Origin of the sequence: Lutibacter litoralis, from assembly GCF_014646675.1 — a bacterium.
Lineage (GTDB): Bacteria > Bacteroidota > Bacteroidia > Flavobacteriales > Flavobacteriaceae > Lutibacter > Lutibacter litoralis.
This window is the reverse complement of the sequence record NZ_BMNS01000009.1, coordinates 103,576-125,632: the sequence shown is the minus strand read 5'-3', so window position 1 is coordinate 125,632 and position 22,057 is coordinate 103,576. Positions and strand designations below refer to the sequence as shown.

The window sequence follows — 22,057 nt, the reverse complement described above, 5'->3', positions numbered from 1 at the left end:
TTCATATTTTGAGGTGGATTTTAAACAAACACTATTATTTTTTATATCTTATTTTTTAATTGGCACTATCCAATAAGAATAATTATACGATTGATAAGGCAATCTATATTGTTCTAAAGGTGGTGTTCCCCAGCTATTAATACTTCCTAAACCTTGTTGAAAACCATCAACATTTACAAATACGTTTTCTCTTGGTATTAATTCACCTGCATGGTGTTGAGATTTTCTATCTCCAGAGTCAAAATCGTCTCTAGTAAAGTTTAGAGCAGAAAAATACAATGGTTTTTCTCCAGTTATTTTAATTCCATTACCTCTATTATTAGTTAAAGTGGCCCAACGAACATCTAATCTATTACCATTGTCTTGTGGTCTTATATATGGAAAATATTGTTCTGAGACTAAGCTAGAAAATGTTCCCATTTTAGCTGCATGTTGTCTATCTGCATACGCTTCAAAAGGACCTTTTCCATACCAAGAAACGTTTTTAAACTCACCAGACATCTCTAATTCATTTCCAAATTTAAAAATGTTGCTATATTCTCCTTTTATGGCATTTAAGCTATTGGTTATTTTAATGCTTCCATTTCCGTCTATTAAATATGTTTGAATAAGTGTTGCATCTCCATTTAAAATAATTCTAGTAAATGTTAACTGCACTTCATATTTTGAGTTGTTTACAATATCAAAAGCACTTATTTCTTGCGCTCCAATATTTTTCCACATTTTGAATTTATTTTGAGCTCCTGCTCCATAATCATTATCAACTGGTGCTCTCCAAAAATTAATTTGAGGTCCTTTTTCTAGTATTTGATTACCATTATAGTTGAAATTAGTAATATAACCTGTAGTTTTATCAAAATTAACTTCAAAATTAGTCCCCATTACTTTAATTGTTTTGTCCAGTTTTTTTACGGTTACACTAGTATTGGCTTTAGGTATTTCAAATTTAAATGAACCAGATAATTTAAATTGCTCATACGCTAATTCGTAACCTTTTGGTAAAAATGGCTCGTCCGTTTTTAAAACAGCTTTTACATTTAAAAAATATTCGGAAGTAGGTTCCATAACTGTTTTAAAAGGCACTGGAACAACTTTTGTTTCTTGTGCTCCAATAGTTGGCACATCTAAAGTTCCATTTTCAATAATGTTTCCATCTTTCAAAACTTCCCAAGAAAAATTATAATTATCTAAATCTCTGAAGAAATACCAGTTTTTAATAGCTATTTTCTTTTCAGATAAATTATCCTCGTAAAACTTAATATTTTGTTGAATATGTTTTACTTCGTACATATGTGGATTTAACTTTCTGTCTGGTTGTACCAACCCGTTATTTAAGAAATTATTATCACTTGGTGTTCCTTCTGGGCCAAAATCACCACCATAAGCAAAAATTTCTTTTCCATTTTTAATAGTTTTTATTCCTTGATCTACAAAATCCCAAATAAAACCACCTTGTAATTTTTCGTACTTTTCAAATAAATCCCAATATTCTTTAAAACCACCCATACTATTTCCCATAGCATGTGCATATTCACACTGTATTAATGATTTATTCCAATCTGGATTATTTGCATAATTTTCTATATATTCTGGTGACGCATACATTGGAACATATAAATCTGAGTTCCATTCTAAACCTGCACGTTCGTATTGTGTTGGCCTAGTTTTGTCCATTTTCTTAGCCAATAAATAAGCTTCATAAAAATTATAACCGTTTCCAGCTTCATTTCCTAAAGACCAAATTATAATTGATGGATGGTTTTTATCTCTTTGAATCATACGCTCTGTACGTTCTAAATGTGCTTTTAACCAATCCGGATTATTTGCCAACGTTCTGGTTAAATTGTAGCCCATTCCGTGCGATTCAATATTTGCTTCATCTATAACATATATACCGTATTTATCACATAATTCATACCAATAAGGATCATTTGGATAATGAGAAGTTCTAACTGCGTTGATATTATTTTGTTTGAAAATTTCAATATCTTTTAACATTTCTTCTTTTGAAACTATATGTCCATTAATTGGACTGTGCTCATGTCTATTAACTCCTTTAAACAAAATAGTTTCACCATTTAATAGAAATCTACCATTTTTCACTTCAGACGTTCTAAAACCTATTTTTCTAGAAATCACTTCTTTAACACCCCCTTTTTTATCTTTTAGCTGAATAGTTAATTGATATAAATTTGGAGTTTCGGCTGTCCATTTTTCAACATTAGGAACAGTTGTTTCAAAGTTTATAGTATTTGATAAATTTGAAGGAATTTGAAATGTTTTATTTGCTGTAAAAATAGTTGTAGCTTCATTTTTAATTTCAATAGTTACACTTCCTTTTTGAACTTTACTTAAAACATTAGAAACCTCAATATCTAAATTAAAATCACCTGTTTTATAGTTATCTTTAAGTCCTGCTTTTGCAAAATAATCGTTAACATACACTTTTGGTCTTGCATATAAATATACATCTCTTTCAATACCAGAAATTCTCCAGAAATCTTGACATTCTAGGTAACTTCCATCGCTCCATCTGTAAACTTCTAGTGCAATAGTATTCTCTCCAGGCTTTACAAAATTGGTTAAATTAAACTCTGCTGGCAATTTAGAACCCTGACTGTATCCTACTTTTTTACCATTTACCCAAATATAAAATGCCGATTTTACAGCACCTAAATGAATAAAAATTTCTTGTCCGTTCCAATCTGCTGGAACCGTAAAATTACGCTTATAAGATCCAACTGGATTGTAACCATCTGGAATATCTGGTGGTGCTAAACTTCCTTTTTGAAATGGATAACTTGCATTTACATAAATTGGAATTCCATAGCCTTCAACTTCCCAATTAGAAGGTACTTTAATAGTTTCCCAAGAAGAAGTATCGTAATTATTTTTATAGAAATCTTGCGGACGCTCTTTGGAATCTCTTACCCAATTGAATTTCCAAATACCGTTTAATAATAAGTAGTTAGATGCTTTAGAAATATCGTTTTCTAAAGCTAATTGCACACTATTGTATGGGAAAAATGATGCACGTGCAGGTAATTTATTAATTTCAACTACACTTGGGTTTTCAATAACAGGGTCTAATGTTTGCGATTGCATTATGTTTGTTACTAAAAAACAACACAAACTAAAAAAGCTAAGTTTTAAATACGTTTTCTTCATTTTCTATTTATTAAGTAATGATTTATAAGGTTTATTGGGTCTATTATTCTTTTATAAAATCTATCTCAACAATTGCAGCTGTTTTTTTATTTGCAGCAATACTACTAGTTTCTATTTTTATATATTGAGTATTTATTGGTGATTTAAACTATTTCCGAAAATTTGCATAAATTTCTAAAATATTTTTGATTTTATGCGTAATAAATACATTTATTTTTTAGCGTTACGGTTTTACAACAGTTAATAACTCTAATCTTTCTGTTACTTTATCCATTTCTACCTTTCAATATATACACTAGAAAACACTAAAACAAAATCTTATACTATTTAAACGAAATTTAACAATACAATTATTATATTTAAATTATTAATTGTATTTTTAACGTTTATTATTTTAAAGTCTTAAAAAAACTAACAATTAACTTAAAAATGAAGACAAAAATTACTACATTAATTATAGTTCTATTAGTAACTATAAATTCTTTTGGGCAACAAAAAGATCCTATTATAGATTACAAACATTATATTGAAAATGAAGCAGTAATCAGCGAAAATAAATTAGACGCACGAGCATCTTTCACTTCATATACCAATTATAAAGATGCCTTAAACAATAATACATCCAATTCATATTATCAATTATTAGATGGTAATTGGAAATTTAATTGGGTAAAGTCTCCAAAAGACAGACCAACTACATTTATGAACCCTGATGAAAATATTGAAAACTGGGACAACATAAAAGTTCCTTCTAATTGGGAAGTTGAAGGCTATGGAGTTCCTATTTATGTAAATCACCAATACGAATTTGCAGATCATAAAGCTATGATTGCAGATGATATGGAGCTAATTGATGGTATTTACCCTGCAGATCCAGGAAATGTACCAGATAATTACAATCCTGTTGGTTCTTACAGAAGAGATTTTACTATTGATGCTAATTGGAGCAAAAAAGATGTTTTTTTACATATTGGCGCTATGAAATCTGGTGGTTTTGTTTGGTTAAATGGACAGTATATTGGATATTCTCAAGGAAGTAAATTACCTGCAGAATTTAATATTTCTAAAGCCCTAAAATCTGGAAAAAACACCATTGCAATTCAAATTTTTAGATGGACAGATGGTAGTTACCTAGAATGTCAAGATTTTTGGAGAATTAGCGGTATTGAACGCAGTGTTTATATTTACGCTCAACCAAAAGTAAGAATTAACGATTTTGAAGCTGCCACTACATTAGACAAAGCAAACGAGCATGGTTTACTTGATTTAACTATTTCATTAGAAAACCATTTTTCAAAAAAACAAAACATTCAAATTAGTTACCAATTACTAGATGAAAATCAACAAAAAATTGCTTCAAAAACGGATAAAATTACTTTAAATACAGCTTTAAATAGTAAAGTTAACTTTAAAACCGAAATTCCAAATGTAAAACAATGGAGCGCAGAACATCCTAATTTATATACCTTAGTTTTAGAGGTAAAAGATAAAAAAGGGAACGTTTTAGAGGTAATTCCTACCAAAATAGGATTTAGAACTGTTGAAATAAAAAACGGATTGCTTTTAGTTAACGGCCAACGCATTACACTAAAAGGTGTTAATACTCAAGAAACAAATCCTGAAACTGGACATGTTGTACCTGAAGAACAAATAATAAAAGACATTAAACTTTGGAAAGAAAACAACATAAATGCGGTACGTTTAAGTCATTACCCACAACAACGTCGTTTTTATGAATTATGTGATATTTATGGTATTTATGTAGTTGATGAAGCCAATATAGAATCACATGGGATGTATTATGGAAAACACTCTTTGGCTAAAAAAGAAAGTTGGGAATTGGCGCACGTAGATAGAATGGTTAGAATGGTTGAACGTGATAAAAACCACCCTTCTGTAATTATTTGGTCTATGGGGAATGAAGCTGGAAACGGAATCAACTTTTTTGCAGGATACGATGCTATAAAAGCAGCCGACAAAATTAAACGTCCTGTGCAATATGAAAGGCCTTATAAAGATTACGATGGTAGTTTGTTTGATATGGATACCAATACAGATATAATTGTACCGCAATATCCATCGCCTGCAACTTTTGAGTACATTGGAAAGTCTAAAACCGATAGACCTTTTATACCTAGTGAATATGCACACGCCATGGGAAATAGTACTGGTAACTTTCAAGATTACTGGGATGTTATTGAGCAATACGACAATTTACAAGGTGGTTTTATTTGGGATTGGGTAGATCAGTCTATTTGGAAAACAAATGAAAAAGGGGAACGTTACTACGCTTATGGAGGAGATTACGGAAAGAATATGCCTTCAGATAATACGTTTTTAAACAACGGAATTATTTTTCCAGATCGTACTCCTCAACCTGGCTTATATGAAGTTAAAAAAGCACATGAATTTATCAACTTCAAAAACAGAGGTATTAATCGACACAACGAACTAAGAATTTTAGTTGAAAATTTATACGACTTTACAAACTTAGAACAGTTTAACATTACTGCAATTATTAAAGCAGATGGTACCGTTTTAAAAACAATAAATGTTGGTAGTATTCCGGTTGAAACACATACAGGGAAATTAATTAGAGTTAGTTTAGACGATGTAGATTATAAAGACAATACAGAATATTTTGTTGAAGTTTCAGCAACTACAAAAGAAGCTTGGGGAATACTTCCAGCAGGATTTGAAGTTGCACACGAACAACTTATGTTAACTAATAAATTTAAAGAGAATTCTAAAGAAATTAGTTCAAAAAATGTACTTTCAGTTAAAAAATCAGATAAAAATGTAACTATTTCTAATACAACTGTTGAAATAATTTTTGATTCAGAAAACGGAATTATTTCATCTTATACGTATATGGGCAACCAACTTATAAAAGACGGGAATGGACCAAAACTAAACTTTTGGCGTGCTCCAACAGACAACGATTTTGGGAATAGAATGCAAGCAAATAATATTGAATGGAAAAAAGCTTCATTATTTGCTAAAGTAACAAAATTTGAAACTTCAAAAAGCGCTAATAATAGTGTTATAGTTACTGTAGATTTTAAATTGCCAGGTGTTGAAACTACTTTTAATTCTTCATATTCTATTAGCGGAGATGGTATTGTGCTAATTGAAAACACTTTAAATGAAACTACTTACAAAGGAGATATTCCACGTGTAGGTATGCGCATGCAATTACCAAAAAAATATGAAAATATGGAATATTATGGCCGTGGTCCTTGGGAAAACTATCAAGATAGAAAAGCATCTGCCTTTTTAGATGTATATAGTTCTAAGGTAAAAGATCAGTATGTTCCATACATTCGTCCGCAAGAAAACGGCTACAAAACAAATGTACGTTGGGCTTCTTTTTCTGATGCTAATAACAATGGTTTGCTAGTGGTTTCTAAAGAAATGTCTAAAGGTTTTGGTATGAGTGCGCTGCATATGCTAAATGAAGATTTTGACACTACGGAAGGACTTGTTTACGGAAATACTCAAGATATTGAGCCAGAATTCAGGATTGATGGTATCCCTGAAATTAACACTTCTAAACACACAATAGATATTAAAGAACAAGATTTGATTCAATTAAATATTGATTTAGAACAAAGAGGTGTTGCAGGTGATAATAGTTGGGGAGCTAGACCTCAAAATGAATATCAAATTAAAGGAGTAACAAAACACAATTACAGTTTTTATTTAATTCCTTTTAATAATAAGAAAACAGTAAATTTTATTGATATAAGTAAACATACGTTTAAGTTCTAAAAGTATTATTTCTTAATTAATTTTGTAAAAGATAGCATAAAAAAATAGCTTGGAGTTAAAACCCAAGCTATTTTTTATTGCAGCCATTATTCTAAAGTTATTTTCTCACTTCCTTAATTAAAGTCAATGCATTTTTAACATCTTGCTCTAATTTTGCATAGTCTTTATTTGCAATAATTTCTTTTGAAATTAATTGCGAACCCATTCCAACACAAGTTACCCCCGCATTAAACCAACTTTTTAAATTTTCTTCTGTAGGAGAAACACCACCTGTTGGCATTACACTTGTCCAAGGTTGCGGTCCTTTTATACCTTTTACAAATTGTGGTCCGTAAATATCTCCAGGGAATAATTTTACAATTTCGCAACCTAATTCTTCTGCTCTTGCTATTTCTGTTAAGGTTCCACAGCCTGGTGACCATAAAACTTTACGTCTATTACAAGCAATTGCGATATCCTCTCTTAATACTGGTGTTACTATAAAATTTGCTCCTAAAGCCATGTATAATGAAGCTGCTGCTCCATCTGTTACAGAACCAACTCCGATGATCATTCCTGGAAGTTCTTTAATCGCATATTTTGTTAATTCACCAAATACTTCGTGTGCAAAATCTCCGCGTGCTGTAAACTCCATTAAGCGAGCACCACCGTCATAACAAGCTTTTAATACTTTTTTACTTAATGCTAAATCATTGCTAAAAAACAAAGGAATCATCCCGGTTTCTTTCATTGCTGTTGCAACTTCTATTCTTGTAAATTGTGCCATTTTTATCTATTTTTTTAATGAAGCTTTTTTCTTTAAATGGATTGTTGAGTCGCATTTTATACCACTCAACTTTCCGATTTAACCAAACTTAATTATAATATTTCTTTTTATCGTGCTACGCGTCCTGACGAGTCTCCTCCCATTAATTTATTGACTTCTTCTACTGTCACCAAGTTGGCATCTCCTTTTATGGTGTGTTTTAAACATGATGCGGCTACTGCAAAATCTAATGCATTTTGATCATCATTTGGGTACGTTAACAATCCATAGATTAAACCTCCCATAAAACTATCGCCTCCACCTACTCTATCTACAATATCTGTAATTTGATATTGACGTGTTTCGTACATTTTTTTACCATCGTATAAAACTCCTGCCCACGTATTGTGTGATGCTGAAATTGAACCTCTCAAAGTAGTGATTACTTTTTTAGCTTTTGGGAATTTCTCCATCATTTGCTCACAAACAGATAAAAATGCTTCCGCTTTTACATCGTGTCCTTGGGTTTGAACGCTAATCCCTGCTGGTTTTATTCCAAAGTGCATTTCTGCATCTTCTTCGTTTCCTAAAACTACATCGCAATAGCTTGTCAGCTCGGTCATAATAGCTTCTCTATGAGCTGCATCACAAAAATTCCATAGTTTCGCTCTGTAATTTAAATCTGTAGATATGGTTAATCCTAATTTGCTTGCTGCTTTTACCGCTTCTAAACAAACGTCTGCAGAACTCTGAGAAATTGCAGGTGTAATACCTGTCCAATGAAACCACTCTGCTCCTGCAAATACTTCATCCCAGTCAATCATTCCTGATTGAATCTCTGACATTGCGGAATGTGCGCGATCATAAACTACTTTTGACCCACGACTTACTGCGCCTGTTTCTAAAAAGTAGATTCCTAGACGATCCCCTCCATATACGATTTTATCTACTCCAACACCTCTTTTTCTTAGTTCCATCATAGCACACTGTCCAATATCATTTTTTGGTAAACGTGTTACAAAATCTACTGGAACTCCATAATTAGACAAAGAAACTGCTACATTCGACTCTCCTCCACCATAAACAACATCAAAATTGTTTGCTTGTGAAAATCTTAAAAAACCTTGTGGAGCCAATCGTAACATGATTTCTCCAAATGTGACTACTTTACTCATTTATTCCTTTTATTATGTTTAAATTTTTGTTTAAGTTAATTATAAAATATCTATGAAATTAAACCAATATTATAGTTAAACTCATTGCGCCTTGTGCTCCAATCACCAAGCATTGTTCAATATCAGCAGTTTTTGAAGGTCCTGAAATAAAAAGACCAAAAGTTCTATTTCTTTCTGAAATTAGTTTATAGGCTTCGTGTAAATTTGAACACAGTTTTTCTTTATTTAGAATAATTACCAAATCATTGCTAATAAAAGGTAAAACTCTAATAGGAAAATTATCTTCTGAAATCCAAACAGCACCATTCTCAGCGACACCAAATTCACCATTTATAATTGCTAAATCAACAGCTTCTAATTCGTGAGGATTTGTTTTTTCTGAAATTGAAATAGTTCCTAAGTTAGATTCTTTAATACAACTTATTATTTTTGAAGCATTCGGATATAGTTTTTGAATTTCACTATCTATATTTTTTATTGCATCTAATGCTATAATTCTTCCGCCTACTAATGCTACTTTTTCTTTAAAAGTTTCCAATAAATCAATAGGTTCTTCAAAAGCATCTAAATTAATTTCTGGTAATGGAATTAAACTAGGCTTATTTTTCTGTATGGCTTTTAATATTGCATCTCTACCCATTATTCTTTCTATTTATTTTATACCAAGTATCAAAATTTTCGTTTTTAACTTCAGGAAGTTCTCGTGCCTTTCCCCAAGTATTTAATTTTGAATACACCATAAATCGAGGTGCGTATTTTAACATAAATCGTGCTGATTTTCCTACTAAATTATATAGTGTTCTATTCCCTAAAACTTTACCTGTTATTTTTAAAATTGATTTTTTAACAACGGGTTGCGATTCTTCTTTCACTATTATTTGTCGCCATTTATACAATTGCTCGTGAATATTAATCTTCACAGGACAAACATTCGAGCAAGAGCCACATAACGTGGATGCAAAAGGTAATGAACTGTGTTTTTTTAAATCTTTTCCTGGTGATAATATAGAACCAATTGGTCCTGGAATAGTGGCATCGTAACTATGTCCGCCACTTCTTCTGTAAATAGGGCAGGTATTCATACAAGCTCCACATCTAATACAATGCAATGAAGATCTAAAATCTTCTCTACTTAACTGTTCTGTTCTTCCATTATCAACAATTACAATGTGTATTTCTGTTCCTTCTGCAGGTTTGTTAAAATGTGATGAATAGGTGGTTATTGGCTGTCCTGTAGCACTTCGGGCTAACAGTCTTAAAAACACCCCCAAATCTGCTTCTTTCGGAATTATTTTTTCAATTCCCATACATGCAATATGAACTGGTGCTAGATGCGCTCCCATATCTGCGTTTCCTTCATTGGTACAAACTACAATTCCGCCTGTTTCTGCAATAGCAAAATTAACCCCTGTAATAGCGCCATCTGCTTCTATAAATTTATTTAGAAGGTGCTTTCTTGCTTCGTTGGTTAAATATTCAGGGTTTCCATTGCTTGGATTTGTACCTAAATGTTCTTGAAATAATTCGTCAACTTCTTCTTTTGTTTTATGAATTGCTGGCAATACAATATGACTTGGAGTTTCTTCTGCTATTTGTACAATATATTCTCCTAAATCTGTATCAACAACTTCAATTCCTTTTGCTTCTAAAAAAGGATTTAAATGGCATTCTTCAGTCAACATTGACTTACTTTTTACCACATTTTTTGCATTGTGCTCTTCTAATATTTTATGAACAATTTTATTGTGTTCTTCAGCATTGGATGCCCAATGTACTTTTATATTATTTTTTATTGCATTAGCTTCAAATTCAATTAAATAATTATCTAAATTAGAGAGTACATTTCCTTTTATTTTTGAAGCAGTATCTCGTAAATATTCCCAACCTTTTACACCATGTGCAGCGTTATCTCTTTTTTCTCGAACATACCACAAAGCTTTATCGTGCCAATTAACTTTGGCTTCGTCCTTATTAAATATTGCTGCTTTTTTTGAATGACTCATAATTAAATAGTGCTATTTAAAATTTCTGCAATATGCATTACTTTTAAAGGTTCCTCATTTCTATTTAGCAACCCTTCCAAATGCATTAAACAAGAATGATCTGCTCCAGTAATTACTTCAACGCCATTATCTAAATGATCTTGAATTCTATCTTTTCCCATTTTTACTGAAATAGCTTCTTCAAAAACAGAAAATGTTCCTCCAAAGCCACAGCATTCATCTTTTCTGGTTAAGGACATTAATTCGAGCCCTTTAACGTTATTTAGTAAATCCTCTTCTGTAGAATAATGTGAATCCATTGTTTCGGAACAGGAACCTAAATGCAGCCCACGCAGTCCATGACAACTTTTATGCAAACCTACTTTGTATGGAAATGAAGCGCCTATGTCTGTTTTGCCAAGAATTTTCACAATAAATTCACACAATTCAAATGCATTATTTCTAACTTTAATTACTTCTGAAGTTTGTTCTAGAATATCGAAATGCTTTTTAACGTGATAAATGCAACTTCCTGATGGACCTACAATATAATCGTATTCTTTAAAATTTTCAACAAAAAGCCGACAAGCTCCTTTTGAATCTTCTTCATATCCAGAATTCCCTAGAGGTTGTCCACAACAAGTTTGCTCGTTTGGATAATAAACATCAATATTTAATTTTTCCAATAATTCTAGTGTTGCAATAGCCACTTGTGGAAATAATTGATTGATGTAACATGGTATAAATAAACCTACTTTCATATTCACTTAATAATAAAAAACAGCAAGAATTGTAAGCAATCTAAAACAAACTTACTTTCTATTATTCTTAATTTAAATTAATCATCTAATATAGAATTTAGATTACAAACTTACTTTTAAAGATTAAATAATTTTGGCAAAAACATTGATATCTCCGGAATAAAACTAATTAGCATTAAAACAATAACCATAATTGCTAAAAATGGGAGTAAAGGTTTAATTACCTGTGTTACGGATATTTTTGCTACACCACTTCCTACAAAGAGTAAAGTTCCTACTGGTGGGGTACAAATCCCTATACATAAATTTAACACAATTACAATTCCAAAATGTACTGGATCCATTCCTAGAGTGGTTACAACTGGAAGAAAAATAGGTGTAAATATTAAAACTGCAGGTGTCATATCCATAAATGTTCCTATAATTAGTAAAATAATATTTATAGCTAAAAAGATAGCGAATTTATTATTTAATTGTTCTAATAGAAAAGTACTAATCATTTCTGGAATGCCTTCAAAAGAAAACAACCAAGACATTGCCATAGAAGTACAAATTAGGAACATTACTACGGCGGTTGTTTTAGCACTAGTTAACAATACTTCTGGAAATTCTTTCATTTTCATATCACCATAAATCAATGCTAAAACAGCTGCATATAATACTGCAATTACCGATGCTTCTGTAGCTGTAAAAATACCTGCTACAATACCTCCAACAACTACTACCAATAACATTAAGCTAAAAAAAGCTTTTCTAAAAAAAGTCCAAACTTCAAACAATGTTGCTCTTTTTCCTTTAGCGTATCCTTTAGTTATTGCAACGAAAGCAATATATCCCATTATTGCTAATCCTAATAAAATACCTGGCAAATAACCAGCAATAAACAACGCTGCTACTGAGGCAGTTCCCCCACTTGCTAAAGCATAAACAATAAGAATATTACTTGGAGGAATTAATAAACCAGTTGTTGAAGAGGTTATATTTACAGACGCACTAAATGTTCTTGGATAACCTTCTTCTTCCATTCTATCTGTCATTATAGAACCAATAGCAGAAGCTGCTGCAAGTGCTGAACCTGAAATTGCACCAAAAAGCATAGATGCCAATACATTTACATACGCTAAACCTCCAGGCAGACTTGCTACCAAAGATTTTGCAAAATTGATGAGTCGATTGGCAATACCTCCACGTTTCATAATCTCACCAGCTAAAATAAAAAACGGAATAGCTAGCAAAGCAAAACTATCAATACCTGTAGTCATTCGTTGGGCAATGGTTGTTAAACCTGGTAATTTATCAATATTCAACAAAAGACTTAACGTTGTTGAAATTCCAATACTATAAGCAACTGGAACCTTTAACAATAAAAGTACAAAAAAACTAACAAACAAAACGATGATACTTATAATTTCTATACTCATATTTAATTTTTTATTTTGTTTGAATATATAGTTGAAATGTGATACACAGAATAGCACATAATTAACAATCCGCTAAATGGCATTATTGCATATATATAACCTAAAGGAATTCGAAGGGTCCCCGAAAGTTGCTCTAAATGTAATGTTGTATAAACCAAATTAAAGCCTCCAATAACCATTACAATTAATGCAAATAGAAAAATTAATACCTCAATAAGAATAGATGCTTTTCTTTTATTAGATTCAGAAAATTTTTGATACAAAAAATCCATTGAAAGATGTTCCCTTTTTCCATTTAAATATGCTGCTCCTAAAATGGTCAGCCAAATTAAAGAGAATCGTGCAAACTCTTCAGTCCAAGTAAAAGAAGTACCCAAAATATATCTTGAAAAAACTTGAAACAACACATCTAACACCAACAATGCAAATATTACTATTAAAACTTTCTCTAAAATCAGGTTTACTTTATTAAAAACTAGTTCAGGTTTATTCATAATTATTCCGCTTTTATTTGATTAACTAATGTTGCCATTTCTGGATATTTAACCATAAATTCTTCTAAAACTGATTTAGATTCTTCAGCAAATAGTGATTTTTCAGGAATTATAATTTCTATGCCTGCTTCTTTTGCAATTCTCATAGATTCTTCAACAGAATCGTTCCAAAACTTTTTTTGAGCCTCTGAAGATTCATCTGCAGATTCTTGTACCCATTTTTTTTCATCTTCAGATAGTTTTTCCCAATATTTTGTTCCTATTAAAAGTACATCCGGAATAGCAGAATGTTCATCTAAAGTGTAATATTTACTAATTTCATAATGATTTGAAGACACAAATGATGGAGGATTATTTTCTGCACCATCCACAACTCCTTGCTGAATCGCTGTATACAATTCTCCATAAGCCAAAGGAGTAGCTGAACCTCCCATAGAATTTACCATATTAATAGCCATTTGATTGTTCATAACCCGAATTTTAAGCCCTTTTAAATCTTCTGGTGTTCTAATGGCTTTTTCGCTGGTGTAAAAACTTCTGCTTCCTGCATCATAATAACACAAACCACGTAGCCAAAACTTACTTCCCTTTGCTAATATTGATTTACCAACTTGCCCTTCTAAAACATTAAATCGATGTTCTTGGTCTCTAAACAAGTATGGAATCCCTAAAATATGATATTCAGGAACAAAATTTGATAATGTTGCCGCACTTACTTTAGTTGCTGCTACACTTCCAATTTGCAACAATTCTAACACCTCTCTTTCTGAACCTAATTGTGCATCAGGAAAGATTTTAACTTTTAAAGTTCCGTTAGATTTTGTTTCTAGTGCTTTCTGAAATTCTAAAATTCCTTTATGCACTGGATGCGTTTGTGGCAAACTGTGCGCTAAATACAACACTTTTGTAGTTGATTCTTCTTTACAGGAAATAAATCCTAAAAAAAGTACTAGTAAAATTGGTATTTTTTTCATAAAAATGAAATTAAATAAATTAAGGTGTAAATATAAAAATAATATAAATACAATCGATTGTATTTATATTATTTTTATTTAAAATTAAAATAAGATACGGCGTTATAATAACAAATATCTTGAATCATTTTTCCTAAAAATGGAATATCGTTTGGAACCAACCCTTTATTAATATCTTCGGCTATTAAATTGCATAATATTCTTCTAAAATATTCGTGCCTTGGAAATGATAAAAAGCTACGGCTATCTGTTAACATACCAACAAAACAACTTAACAACCCTATATTTGATAAGGTGTTTAATTGCCTTTCCATTCCATCCTTTTGATCTAAAAACCACCAACCTGATCCCCATTGCATTTTACCTGGAATACCTCCTGTTTGAAAATTCCTCATCATAGTAGCAAATACTTCGTTTTGAGATGGATTTAAATTATAAGTTATGGTTTTTGCGAGTTGGTTAGTTATATTAAGTTTATTAAACAGTTTTGACATAGCTACTGCCTCAGGAAATTCTCCAATAGAATCAACCCCTGCATCTAAACCCAATTGCTCTAGCAACTTGGTGTTATTATTTCTAATTGCTCCTATATGAAATTGTTGAACCCATCCTTTTGCGTGGTACATTTTACACAATTCATATAATATAAATGAAGCATATATATTAGCTTCATCTTCTGAAACTTCTTAACCTCTAATTCGCTTCTTAAATATATTATCAGCCTCTTTTTCAGTGAAATCTGATGTGAAAATTTCTTCCATTCCGTAATCAGATAAACGACAACCATTTTCATCAAAAAAGTCAATTCTATGTTGAATAGCTTTTTTTAAACTTTCTAAATTTTTTACCGAAAACCCAACACAGTCTTCTAATTTTGTAATACATTCTGGAAATAATTCTTTTTCTATTAAGAGCAATGAATCAGGTCTAAAAGTTGGAAATACTTTTGAGTAAAAATTTTGCTTGGAAATTACCTTGTGGTATTGTAAATCATCCGTTGGGTCATCAGTTGTACAAACAACTTCTACGTTCATATGCTCCAACAATTGTATTGGTGTTTTTACAGCTAAAATAGCATTTGCCTTTTTATAAATTTCTTTATCACTACTAGGCTGTAAAATTTCACCAATATTAAAATAACGTTTCAACTCTAAATGTGTCCAATGAAATAATGGGTTTCTTAACGTTTGAGGAACTGTTTCAGCCCACTTTTCAAAACTTTCTTCTAAAGGCTGCCCCTGTGATGTAAGCTTCATCAACTCCATTGGCTCTCATTCCTCGCCATTTGTAATGATCACCATCAAGCCACACTTTTGTAATATTTTCAACCGGTTTATCTTCAGCTATTTGTTTTGCCGATAAGTGGTTATGGTAATCAATAATTGGCATGTCTTTTGCATATTGATGGTACAAAATTTCAGCCTCTTTTGAATTTAATAAAAAATTCTCAGTAATAAATTTTTTTGAATTTACTTAACTCATAACATTAAATACTTTTTGAGATCCCAAACTCTAAACCTCTTAACTCAGCCAACCCTCGTAGGCTTCCAATTCCTGAATATCCAGAATTTGTTTTTTTATGTAAATCATCTAACATTTGATGTCCGTGATCAGGACGCATTGGAATTGTAAAATCTGATCTTCCTGCTCCCTGTTTTCTCTCTTCTAAAACCACTTCTTGTACAACGCTATACATATCAACATTTCCTTCTAAATGATTGACTTCAAAAAAGTTTCCTTCTGCATCTCTTTGCGTACTTCTTAAATGTAAAGAATGAACTCTATCTGCAAAACGCTTAAATATCTGAACTAAATTATTATCGGCTCTAACACCTAAAGAACCCGTACAAAATGTAATTCCATTAGACCTAATAGGTACTTTATCAAATAAATAAGCACAATCCGCTTCGGTGCTTACAACTCTTGGCAAACCTAAAATTGGCATAGGTGGATCATCTGGATGAATACACATAAGAACCTCATTTTGAGAGGCTATTGGTATGATTTCTATTAAAAACTTAACTAAATTTTCTCTTAACGTTTGTGAGTTAATATCTTTATAAGTATCGAATATTTGTTGAAATTGCGCTAAAGTATACCCTTCTTCAGCGCCAGGTAAACCTACTATAATATTGTTTACTAATCCTATTTTTTCATCTTCAAAACCACTTTCAACATAAGCTTTAGCCGATTTTTGTTGTACTTCAGAATAATTACTTTCAGCTCCTGATCTTTTTAATAAATACATTTCAAATGCTGCAAATGCAATCATATCAAAACGCAATGCTTTAGAACCGTCCTTAACTTCATACCCTAAATCGGTTCTTGTCCAATCTAACACAGGCATAAAATTATAACAAACGATATTTATTCCACACGTTGCTACATTTTGAATGCTCTTTTTATAATTTTCAATATATTGTTGAAAATTTCCTGAGCGTGTTTTTATATTTTCATGAACTGGAATACTTTCCACAACACTCCAATTTAATCCAGCATTTTCTATTACAGCTTTTCGTTCTTTAATAGCTTCAATACTCCAAACTTCACCATTCGAAATTTGATGTAAGGCAGAAACAATTCCTGTTGCCCCTGCTTGTTTTATATCTGATAATTTTACGGGATCATTTAGCCCGTACCATCTCAAAGTTTGTTCCAAAATTATATTTTATTAAACACCACTAAATGCACTAAATCCACCATCAATTGGCACTACAATTCCTGTTACGAATTTGGACGCATTTGAACATAAATAATGAATAGATCCATTTAATTCTTCCGTTTCACAAAAACGTTTCATAGGAGTGTTCTCAATAATTGTATCGATTCTATCCGTATATGCTCCGGTTTCTTTATTAATAGATCTCTGTTTTGATTTCCTATAAAAAATCCTGGCGTAATAGCATTTACGCGCAAACCTTCCCCAAATTTTGTTGCCATTTCAACTGCCATCCATTTTGTAAAATTATCAATTGCAGCCTTTGAAGCCGAATAACCAACAACTCTTGTAATAGCGCTTTGCGCCGTCATAGAAGAAATATTGATAATAACTCCTTGTTTGTTTTTTACCATTTCTTTTCCAAAAACTAAAGCAGGTAATATGCTTCCAAAAAGATTTAAATCAACCACCTTTTTAAAATGATCAATATTTATATCAAAAATAGTTTGATTTTCTCCAATGGTAGTTCCAGGCATATTTCCTCCAGCAGCATTAATCAAAACATCAATTTTACTAAACTTAAAAATAATTTCATCTGAAATTTCTTTTAAACTATCTTCTTCCATAACATTACAAACAAAACCCGCCACTTTTTCACTCACTTTTTTTAGATTATTTAGTGCAGCATCTACAATCTCTTGTTTGTAATCTAAAATAATAACAGGTATATTAGAAAAAAAAAGAAATCCCATATATATTCTTAAACATTGAAATGAATGGATTCAATAACATTTCATTTATTGGTCAAGATTCTTATAAAAGCGGTTATTTATCAGGAAAATTAATGCATTTATGTACAGAAAAAAATGCTACGTACTTAATTTCAGATATTGAATCTAAATTATACAATAATAACGTAATAGAAGTTAGAATAAGGGGGTTTAACTCCTATTTTGATAATAATAAAATTCCTTTTAAATCCGTGTCATTAAATTTTGAAGATTTAACAAATCTTGAATTGGTAAAACAACAATTAAAAGAAGTTTTTGAAAATAATAACAATATAACGGGTGTTTTGGTTCCTTCGAGTAGAATTTCATCCATTTCTAGCTGTATTGATTCAGAAAAATTAAAAAATTTAAAATTAATAGGGTTTGTCACAACAGAACAAAATATTGCTTATCTAAAAAATGACAAAATAACCTTTTTAATCTCTCAAAAATCATTTAATCAAGGTTTTTAATCAGTTAAAATAATGACTGATTATTTAATTCAGAATTCCATTCCACAACAAAAAATATATTCTCCACTAGAAATAATTACCAAAGAAAATTTAGAATTTAGTCAACAAGATAAATGGCACTATATTGAAGTGAAACAGTCTTAATTTATTAAAAAGATGCTTAATTAAAGTTCTCTTAACTTTTGTGCAGCAATTTCGGCTGTAATATCTCTTTGTGGTGAGCCAAACATTTCGTATCCAACCATAAACTTTTTAACGGTTGCACTTCTCAGTAATGGAGGATAAAAACTCATATGCCAATGCCAATGAGTGTTGTCTTTATTATTTGTTGGAGCTTGGTGTATTCCACTAGAATATGGAAAAGAGCAGTCAAATAATTTATCATAGGCTTTTGTTAATACAGAAATAGCTTCTGCAAATTGATTTTCTTCTTCTTTAGATAAACAACTAATATTTTGTTGGGCTTTTTTTGGTAAAATCATTGCTTCAAAAGGCCAAACTGCCCAAAATGGAACCAGCACTACAAAAGCATCATTTTCAAAAATAATACGCTCTTTAAGATCAAGTTCTTGTTTTACATAATCCTCTAAAATTGTACGGTTATTAGTTTGAAAATATTCTAATTGTTTTACATCTTTTTTAAAAACTTCATTTGGTAAAGAAGACTGACTCCAAATTTGACCGTGTGGATGCGGATTACTACACCCCATTACAGCTCCTTTATTTTCAAAAATTTGAATGTAATTAATATTTTCTTGCTTTCCAAGAAGTTCGTATTCATGTTTCCAAGTATCAACCACTTTTCCAATAGCATCAATAGACATTTCTGCCAAACTTTTTGAATGATCTGGACTAAAACAAATTACTTTACAAATGCCTGTTTCACTTTCTGCTTGCAATAATCCATCACTTAAACTAAACGATTTAGAATCATTTTGAAGCGCTGCAAAATCGTTTGTAAATACAAAAGCACCTTTATAATTAGGGTTTACTTCACCATTAATTCTCGTATTGCCAGCACATAAATAACAATTAGCATCGTGTGATGGACGCTCCTCTTTATTTAATACCTCATTCTGCCCCTGCCAAGGTCGTTTAGCCCTATGGGGAGAAACCAACACCCATTCACCAGTTAAAATATTATATCTTTTATGCGAGTAGTCTTGTAAATCTGAATTCATTATAAATTTATATTTTCTGAAACACTATATTTTAAATGTATTTTATACGTTTAAAATAATTTGAAGCAAATATAATTTAATTTTTTCTATAAATAATTAATTGCAGTGATTAAAACTAATGGGAATATAAAAAAATATAAAGTACTTACAATGAGCAAAATAAAAACCTCACCTTCATTGTGAAAATATTTTTTTAAAAAAAATAACCAAATATGACAAAAGTCATAGAAAATACTCACAATTAGATTTACTTTTGACCCATATTTCATTACTTAGTTGAAATAAGTAATGTTTTTGATTTTTTTAGTTAGTAGTAAAAAAAAGAGAATTTGGCTTCAAATTCTCTTTTTTTATGTCAACTAATTTCAAAAAGGATTTATAAAATTACCAGCGAATTTTCTTCAGCTCCTAATCCACTATTTACATAGTTATCAGCGCTATCGTCATTCACCCATTTTTCACCGTCTAATAAATATTTAAATTGAAATTCTTGCGCTGTCGGCAAGTCAATTGTAACTTTAAAAGAACCGTTTTTTAATTTTTTCATTATAATTGGTTCTGCAGTATTCCAATTATTGAATTCTCCCAATAAATCAACTTTTTCAGCTCCCAAAGCAGCTTCTTTATCCATTGAAAAAGTAACTTTACAAACTGGTTTACTTTTTAAATATTGTTTCTTTAAACTCATAATAATCTTATATTAAATATTTTAATACAAATATAACTTGTATATAAATGTTTTAATACAACTGAGTTTCCCTATTTATATGTTATATTAACAGACAATTCGATTTATTAATAGAAATATCAATATTACACACATAATCTCCTTTATTAACTTTAAAATTCTGTTAAACATATAATTATCATATATTTATAATATTTTATACTAGAAGTGTAAAAATTCTTTATAGATTTAGATCTAAAATAAACGCTAAAATATTAGAATTAAACTGATTAAAGTCATCATTTTTTTAAATAAAATTATAAAACTTTACAGTAACACAATCAATTTAAACCATTTAAAGTTATCTAAACAATTATGGAAAAGGATTTTAAAGTAAAAATTAATGAATCTTTTGAATTTGATTTAAAAGGTTCTGACACCAAAAAATTAGACCTCTTAAAGTTATCCGACACAACATTCCACGTACTTAACAAAAACAAATCCTTTAAAGTGCAACTTAAAAAATCAAATGCTTCAAAAAAAGAATTTGTTATTAAAGTTAACTTAAACAGTTACACAGTAAAAATTGAAGACCAATTAGACCTGTTAATTAAAGATATGGGTTTTTCTATTGGTGCTACAAAAAAAGCTAACGATATTAAAGCTCCAATGCCTGGCCTAATTTTAAGTGTAAATGTTAAAGAAGGACAAGAAGTTGTAGAAGGCGAAACCTTAATAATTTTAGAAGCTATGAAAATGGAAAATTCCATTATTGCTCCAAAAGATGGAATCATAAAAAACGTAAATGTAAAAAGCGGTGGTGCCGTTGAGAAAGGTGAATTAATGATTGAAATGGCTTAAATTATAATAACATGAAAAAAATATTAGTAGCAAACAGAGGAGAAATTGCCATAAGAGTCATGAAAACTGCCAGAAAAATGGGAATTAAAACAGTAGCTGTTTATTCTGAAGCAGATAGAAATGCTCCACATGTTAGATTTGCCAATGAATCTGTATGTATTGGAGAAGCTCCTTCGAACAAATCATACTTAGTAGGCGAACACATTATTAAAGCTGCAAAAAAACTTAATGTCGATGGCATACATCCAGGTTATGGTTTTTTAAGTGAAAACTCCGATTTTGCAGAGTTATGCGAACAAAACAATATTATATTTATTGGCCCTAAATCAAAGTCAATTAAAATGATGGGGGATAAATTAGCTGCAAAAGATGCCGTTAAAGATTATAATATCCCTATGGTTCCTGGAGTTGATCGGGCTGTTACAGACCCAAAAGAAGCTGCATCCATAGCGAGTGAAATTGGTTTTCCAATATTAATAAAAGCCGCTGCTGGTGGTGGCGGAAAAGGAATGCGTGTTGTAGAAAAAGAAAAAGATGTACAAGAGCAAATGGCACGAGCCATAAGTGAAGCAACTTCAGCTTTTGGAAATGGTGCCGTTTTTGTAGAAAAGTATATAACATCTCCACGTCATATAGAAATACAAGTGTTGGCAGATAGTCATGGTAATGTGCTCCATTTTTTTGAAAGGGAATGCAGCGTGCAACGCAGACATCAAAAAGTAGTGGAAGAAGCTCCGTCATCTATTTTAACTCCAGAATTGAGAGAAAAAATGGGACAAGCTGCTATTAAAGTAGCCCAATCTTGCGATTATTTAGGGGCTGGTACTGTAGAATTCTTAGTTGATAGAAACTTAAATTTTTATTTTTTAGAAATGAATACCCGGTTGCAAGTTGAACATCCTGTTACAGAATTAATTACAGGTGTAGATCTCGGTGGTCGCCGTATCATTAAAAA

Annotated in this window: 19 protein-coding genes and 1 pseudogene; 5 read left to right on the top strand and 15 right to left on the bottom strand. The window is 30.9% G+C overall.

The annotated features are described in order from the left end of the window. Positions 1-48: 48 nt before the first annotated feature. Complete coding sequence (gene lacZ / locus IEW75_RS14120; protein WP_188704077.1) at positions 49-3,105, bottom strand: beta-galactosidase, LacZ type; 3,057 nt, start codon at positions 3,103-3,105, stop codon at positions 49-51. 492 nt (positions 3,106-3,597) lie between these two features. Between lacZ and IEW75_RS14115 the strand changes: the two genes are divergently transcribed. Beyond that, complete coding sequence (locus tag IEW75_RS14115; RefSeq protein ID WP_134247061.1) at positions 3,598-6,939, top strand: glycoside hydrolase family 2 TIM barrel-domain containing protein; 3,342 nt, start codon at positions 3,598-3,600, stop codon at positions 6,937-6,939. A 97-nt stretch (positions 6,940-7,036) separates the two neighbouring features. Here IEW75_RS14115 and IEW75_RS14110 read toward each other — a convergent pair whose 3' ends face one another. From IEW75_RS14110 to IEW75_RS14060, 12 genes and pseudogenes are all read right to left on the bottom strand, one after another. Then, the gene (locus tag IEW75_RS14110) at positions 7,037-7,705 is read right to left on the bottom strand and encodes a bifunctional 4-hydroxy-2-oxoglutarate aldolase/2-dehydro-3-deoxy-phosphogluconate aldolase (RefSeq protein WP_134247062.1); all 669 of its coding nucleotides are present in this window, start codon (positions 7,703-7,705) and stop codon (positions 7,037-7,039) included. A gap of 107 nt (positions 7,706-7,812) precedes the next feature. Continuing rightward, complete coding sequence (locus IEW75_RS14105) at positions 7,813-8,859, bottom strand: sugar kinase (protein WP_134247063.1); 1,047 nt, start codon at positions 8,857-8,859, stop codon at positions 7,813-7,815. 58 nt (positions 8,860-8,917) lie between these two features. Continuing rightward, complete coding sequence (locus tag IEW75_RS14100; RefSeq protein ID WP_134247064.1) at positions 8,918-9,499, bottom strand: LutC/YkgG family protein; 582 nt, start codon at positions 9,497-9,499, stop codon at positions 8,918-8,920. After that, entirely contained in the window at positions 9,492-10,862 is a 1,371-nt protein-coding gene (locus IEW75_RS14095) for a lactate utilization protein B (protein ID WP_134247065.1), read from the bottom strand. Before IEW75_RS14095 ends, IEW75_RS14100 begins: the two co-directional genes overlap by 8 nt. A gap of 2 nt (positions 10,863-10,864) precedes the next feature. Beyond that, the gene (locus tag IEW75_RS14090; RefSeq protein WP_134247066.1) at positions 10,865-11,602 is read right to left on the bottom strand and encodes a (Fe-S)-binding protein; all 738 of its coding nucleotides are present in this window, start codon (positions 11,600-11,602) and stop codon (positions 10,865-10,867) included. A 116-nt stretch (positions 11,603-11,718) separates the two neighbouring features. Beyond that, the gene (locus IEW75_RS14085) at positions 11,719-13,023 is read right to left on the bottom strand and encodes a TRAP transporter large permease (protein ID WP_204744151.1); all 1,305 of its coding nucleotides are present in this window, start codon (positions 13,021-13,023) and stop codon (positions 11,719-11,721) included. Positions 13,024-13,025: 2 nt separating this feature from the next. Beyond that, positions 13,026-13,517 carry a TRAP transporter small permease gene (locus IEW75_RS14080; protein ID WP_134247067.1) on the bottom strand — a complete coding sequence of 164 codons (492 nt, stop codon included), beginning with the start codon at positions 13,515-13,517 and terminating at the stop codon, positions 13,026-13,028. A 2-nt stretch (positions 13,518-13,519) separates the two neighbouring features. Then, positions 13,520-14,491: a TRAP transporter substrate-binding protein gene (locus tag IEW75_RS14075; RefSeq protein ID WP_188704075.1), complete on the bottom strand. Its 972-nt coding sequence runs from the start codon at positions 14,489-14,491 to the stop codon at positions 13,520-13,522. A 74-nt stretch (positions 14,492-14,565) separates the two neighbouring features. Further along, positions 14,566-15,946, bottom strand: a pseudogene (uxaC, locus tag IEW75_RS14070) (glucuronate isomerase). 31 nt (positions 15,947-15,977) lie between these two features. After that, positions 15,978-17,150 (bottom strand): mannonate dehydratase, encoded by a 1,173-nt coding sequence (gene uxuA, locus IEW75_RS14065; RefSeq protein WP_204744153.1) that lies wholly within the window; start codon positions 17,148-17,150, stop codon positions 15,978-15,980. A 12-nt stretch (positions 17,151-17,162) separates the two neighbouring features. After that, a complete protein-coding gene (locus IEW75_RS15915; protein WP_262711411.1) occupies positions 17,163-17,291 on the bottom strand; it encodes an SDR family oxidoreductase in 129 nt (42 codons plus the stop codon). Further along, positions 17,288-17,902 (bottom strand): SDR family NAD(P)-dependent oxidoreductase, encoded by a 615-nt coding sequence (locus IEW75_RS14060; RefSeq protein WP_262711412.1) that lies wholly within the window; start codon positions 17,900-17,902, stop codon positions 17,288-17,290. Before IEW75_RS14060 ends, IEW75_RS15915 begins: the two co-directional genes overlap by 4 nt. A 20-nt stretch (positions 17,903-17,922) precedes the next feature. On the opposite strand from IEW75_RS14060, the gene IEW75_RS14055 reads away from it, so the two are divergent. Then, positions 17,923-18,393 (top strand): substrate-binding domain-containing protein, encoded by a 471-nt coding sequence (locus IEW75_RS14055; protein ID WP_134247069.1) that lies wholly within the window; start codon positions 17,923-17,925, stop codon positions 18,391-18,393. Positions 18,394-18,405: 12 nt separating this feature from the next. Further along, positions 18,406-18,537, top strand: a complete 132-nt coding sequence (locus IEW75_RS15910; protein WP_262711413.1) for a hypothetical protein — start codon at positions 18,406-18,408, stop codon at positions 18,535-18,537. Between the two features lie 20 nt (positions 18,538-18,557). Here IEW75_RS15910 and IEW75_RS14050 read toward each other — a convergent pair whose 3' ends face one another. Beyond that, entirely contained in the window at positions 18,558-19,574 is a 1,017-nt protein-coding gene (locus IEW75_RS14050; protein ID WP_134247070.1) for a UDP-glucose--hexose-1-phosphate uridylyltransferase, read from the bottom strand. A 376-nt stretch (positions 19,575-19,950) separates the two neighbouring features. Further along, positions 19,951-20,262, bottom strand: a complete 312-nt coding sequence (locus IEW75_RS14045; protein ID WP_134247071.1) for an isoamylase early set domain-containing protein — start codon at positions 20,260-20,262, stop codon at positions 19,951-19,953. Positions 20,263-20,616: 354 nt separating this feature from the next. Here IEW75_RS14045 and IEW75_RS14040 point away from each other — a divergent pair, with 354 nt between their 5' ends. Beyond that, positions 20,617-21,102, top strand: coding sequence for a biotin/lipoyl-containing protein (locus IEW75_RS14040; protein ID WP_134247072.1), 486 nt, complete (start codon positions 20,617-20,619; stop codon positions 21,100-21,102). A gap of 11 nt (positions 21,103-21,113) precedes the next feature. After that, positions 21,114-22,057 (top strand): acetyl-CoA carboxylase biotin carboxylase subunit (locus IEW75_RS16070; RefSeq protein ID WP_188704087.1); only part of this gene is annotated, 944 nt, incomplete at its 3' end.

Coding starts and splice junctions, on each gene's coding strand:
- lacZ (WP_188704077.1), bottom strand. CDS start 3,105: ATGCAATCGCAAACATTAGACCCTGTTATTGAAAACCCAAGTGTAGTT.
- IEW75_RS14115 (WP_134247061.1), top strand. CDS start 3,598: ATGAAGACAAAAATTACTACATTAATTATAGTTCTATTAGTAACTATA.
- IEW75_RS14110 (WP_134247062.1), bottom strand. CDS start 7,705: ATGGCACAATTTACAAGAATAGAAGTTGCAACAGCAATGAAAGAAACC.
- IEW75_RS14105 (WP_134247063.1), bottom strand. CDS start 8,859: ATGAGTAAAGTAGTCACATTTGGAGAAATCATGTTACGATTGGCTCCA.
- IEW75_RS14100 (WP_134247064.1), bottom strand. CDS start 9,499: ATGGGTAGAGATGCAATATTAAAAGCCATACAGAAAAATAAGCCTAGT.
- IEW75_RS14095 (WP_134247065.1), bottom strand. CDS start 10,862: ATGAGTCATTCAAAAAAAGCAGCAATATTTAATAAGGACGAAGCCAAA.
- IEW75_RS14090 (WP_134247066.1), bottom strand. CDS start 11,602: ATGAAAGTAGGTTTATTTATACCATGTTACATCAATCAATTATTTCCA.
- IEW75_RS14085 (WP_204744151.1), bottom strand. CDS start 13,023: ATGAGTATAGAAATTATAAGTATCATCGTTTTGTTTGTTAGTTTTTTT.
- IEW75_RS14080 (WP_134247067.1), bottom strand. CDS start 13,517: ATGAATAAACCTGAACTAGTTTTTAATAAAGTAAACCTGATTTTAGAG.
- IEW75_RS14075 (WP_188704075.1), bottom strand. CDS start 14,491: ATGAAAAAAATACCAATTTTACTAGTACTTTTTTTAGGATTTATTTCC.
- IEW75_RS15915 (WP_262711411.1), bottom strand. CDS start 17,291: ATGAAACGTTTTTGTGAAACGGAAGAATTAAATGGATCTATTCATTAT.
- IEW75_RS14060 (WP_262711412.1), bottom strand. CDS start 17,902: ATGGGATTTCTTTTTTTTTCTAATATACCTGTTATTATTTTAGATTAC.
- IEW75_RS14055 (WP_134247069.1), top strand. CDS start 17,923: ATGAATGGATTCAATAACATTTCATTTATTGGTCAAGATTCTTATAAA.
- IEW75_RS15910 (WP_262711413.1), top strand. CDS start 18,406: ATGACTGATTATTTAATTCAGAATTCCATTCCACAACAAAAAATATAT.
- IEW75_RS14050 (WP_134247070.1), bottom strand. CDS start 19,574: ATGAATTCAGATTTACAAGACTACTCGCATAAAAGATATAATATTTTA.
- IEW75_RS14045 (WP_134247071.1), bottom strand. CDS start 20,262: ATGAGTTTAAAGAAACAATATTTAAAAAGTAAACCAGTTTGTAAAGTT.
- IEW75_RS14040 (WP_134247072.1), top strand. CDS start 20,617: ATGGAAAAGGATTTTAAAGTAAAAATTAATGAATCTTTTGAATTTGAT.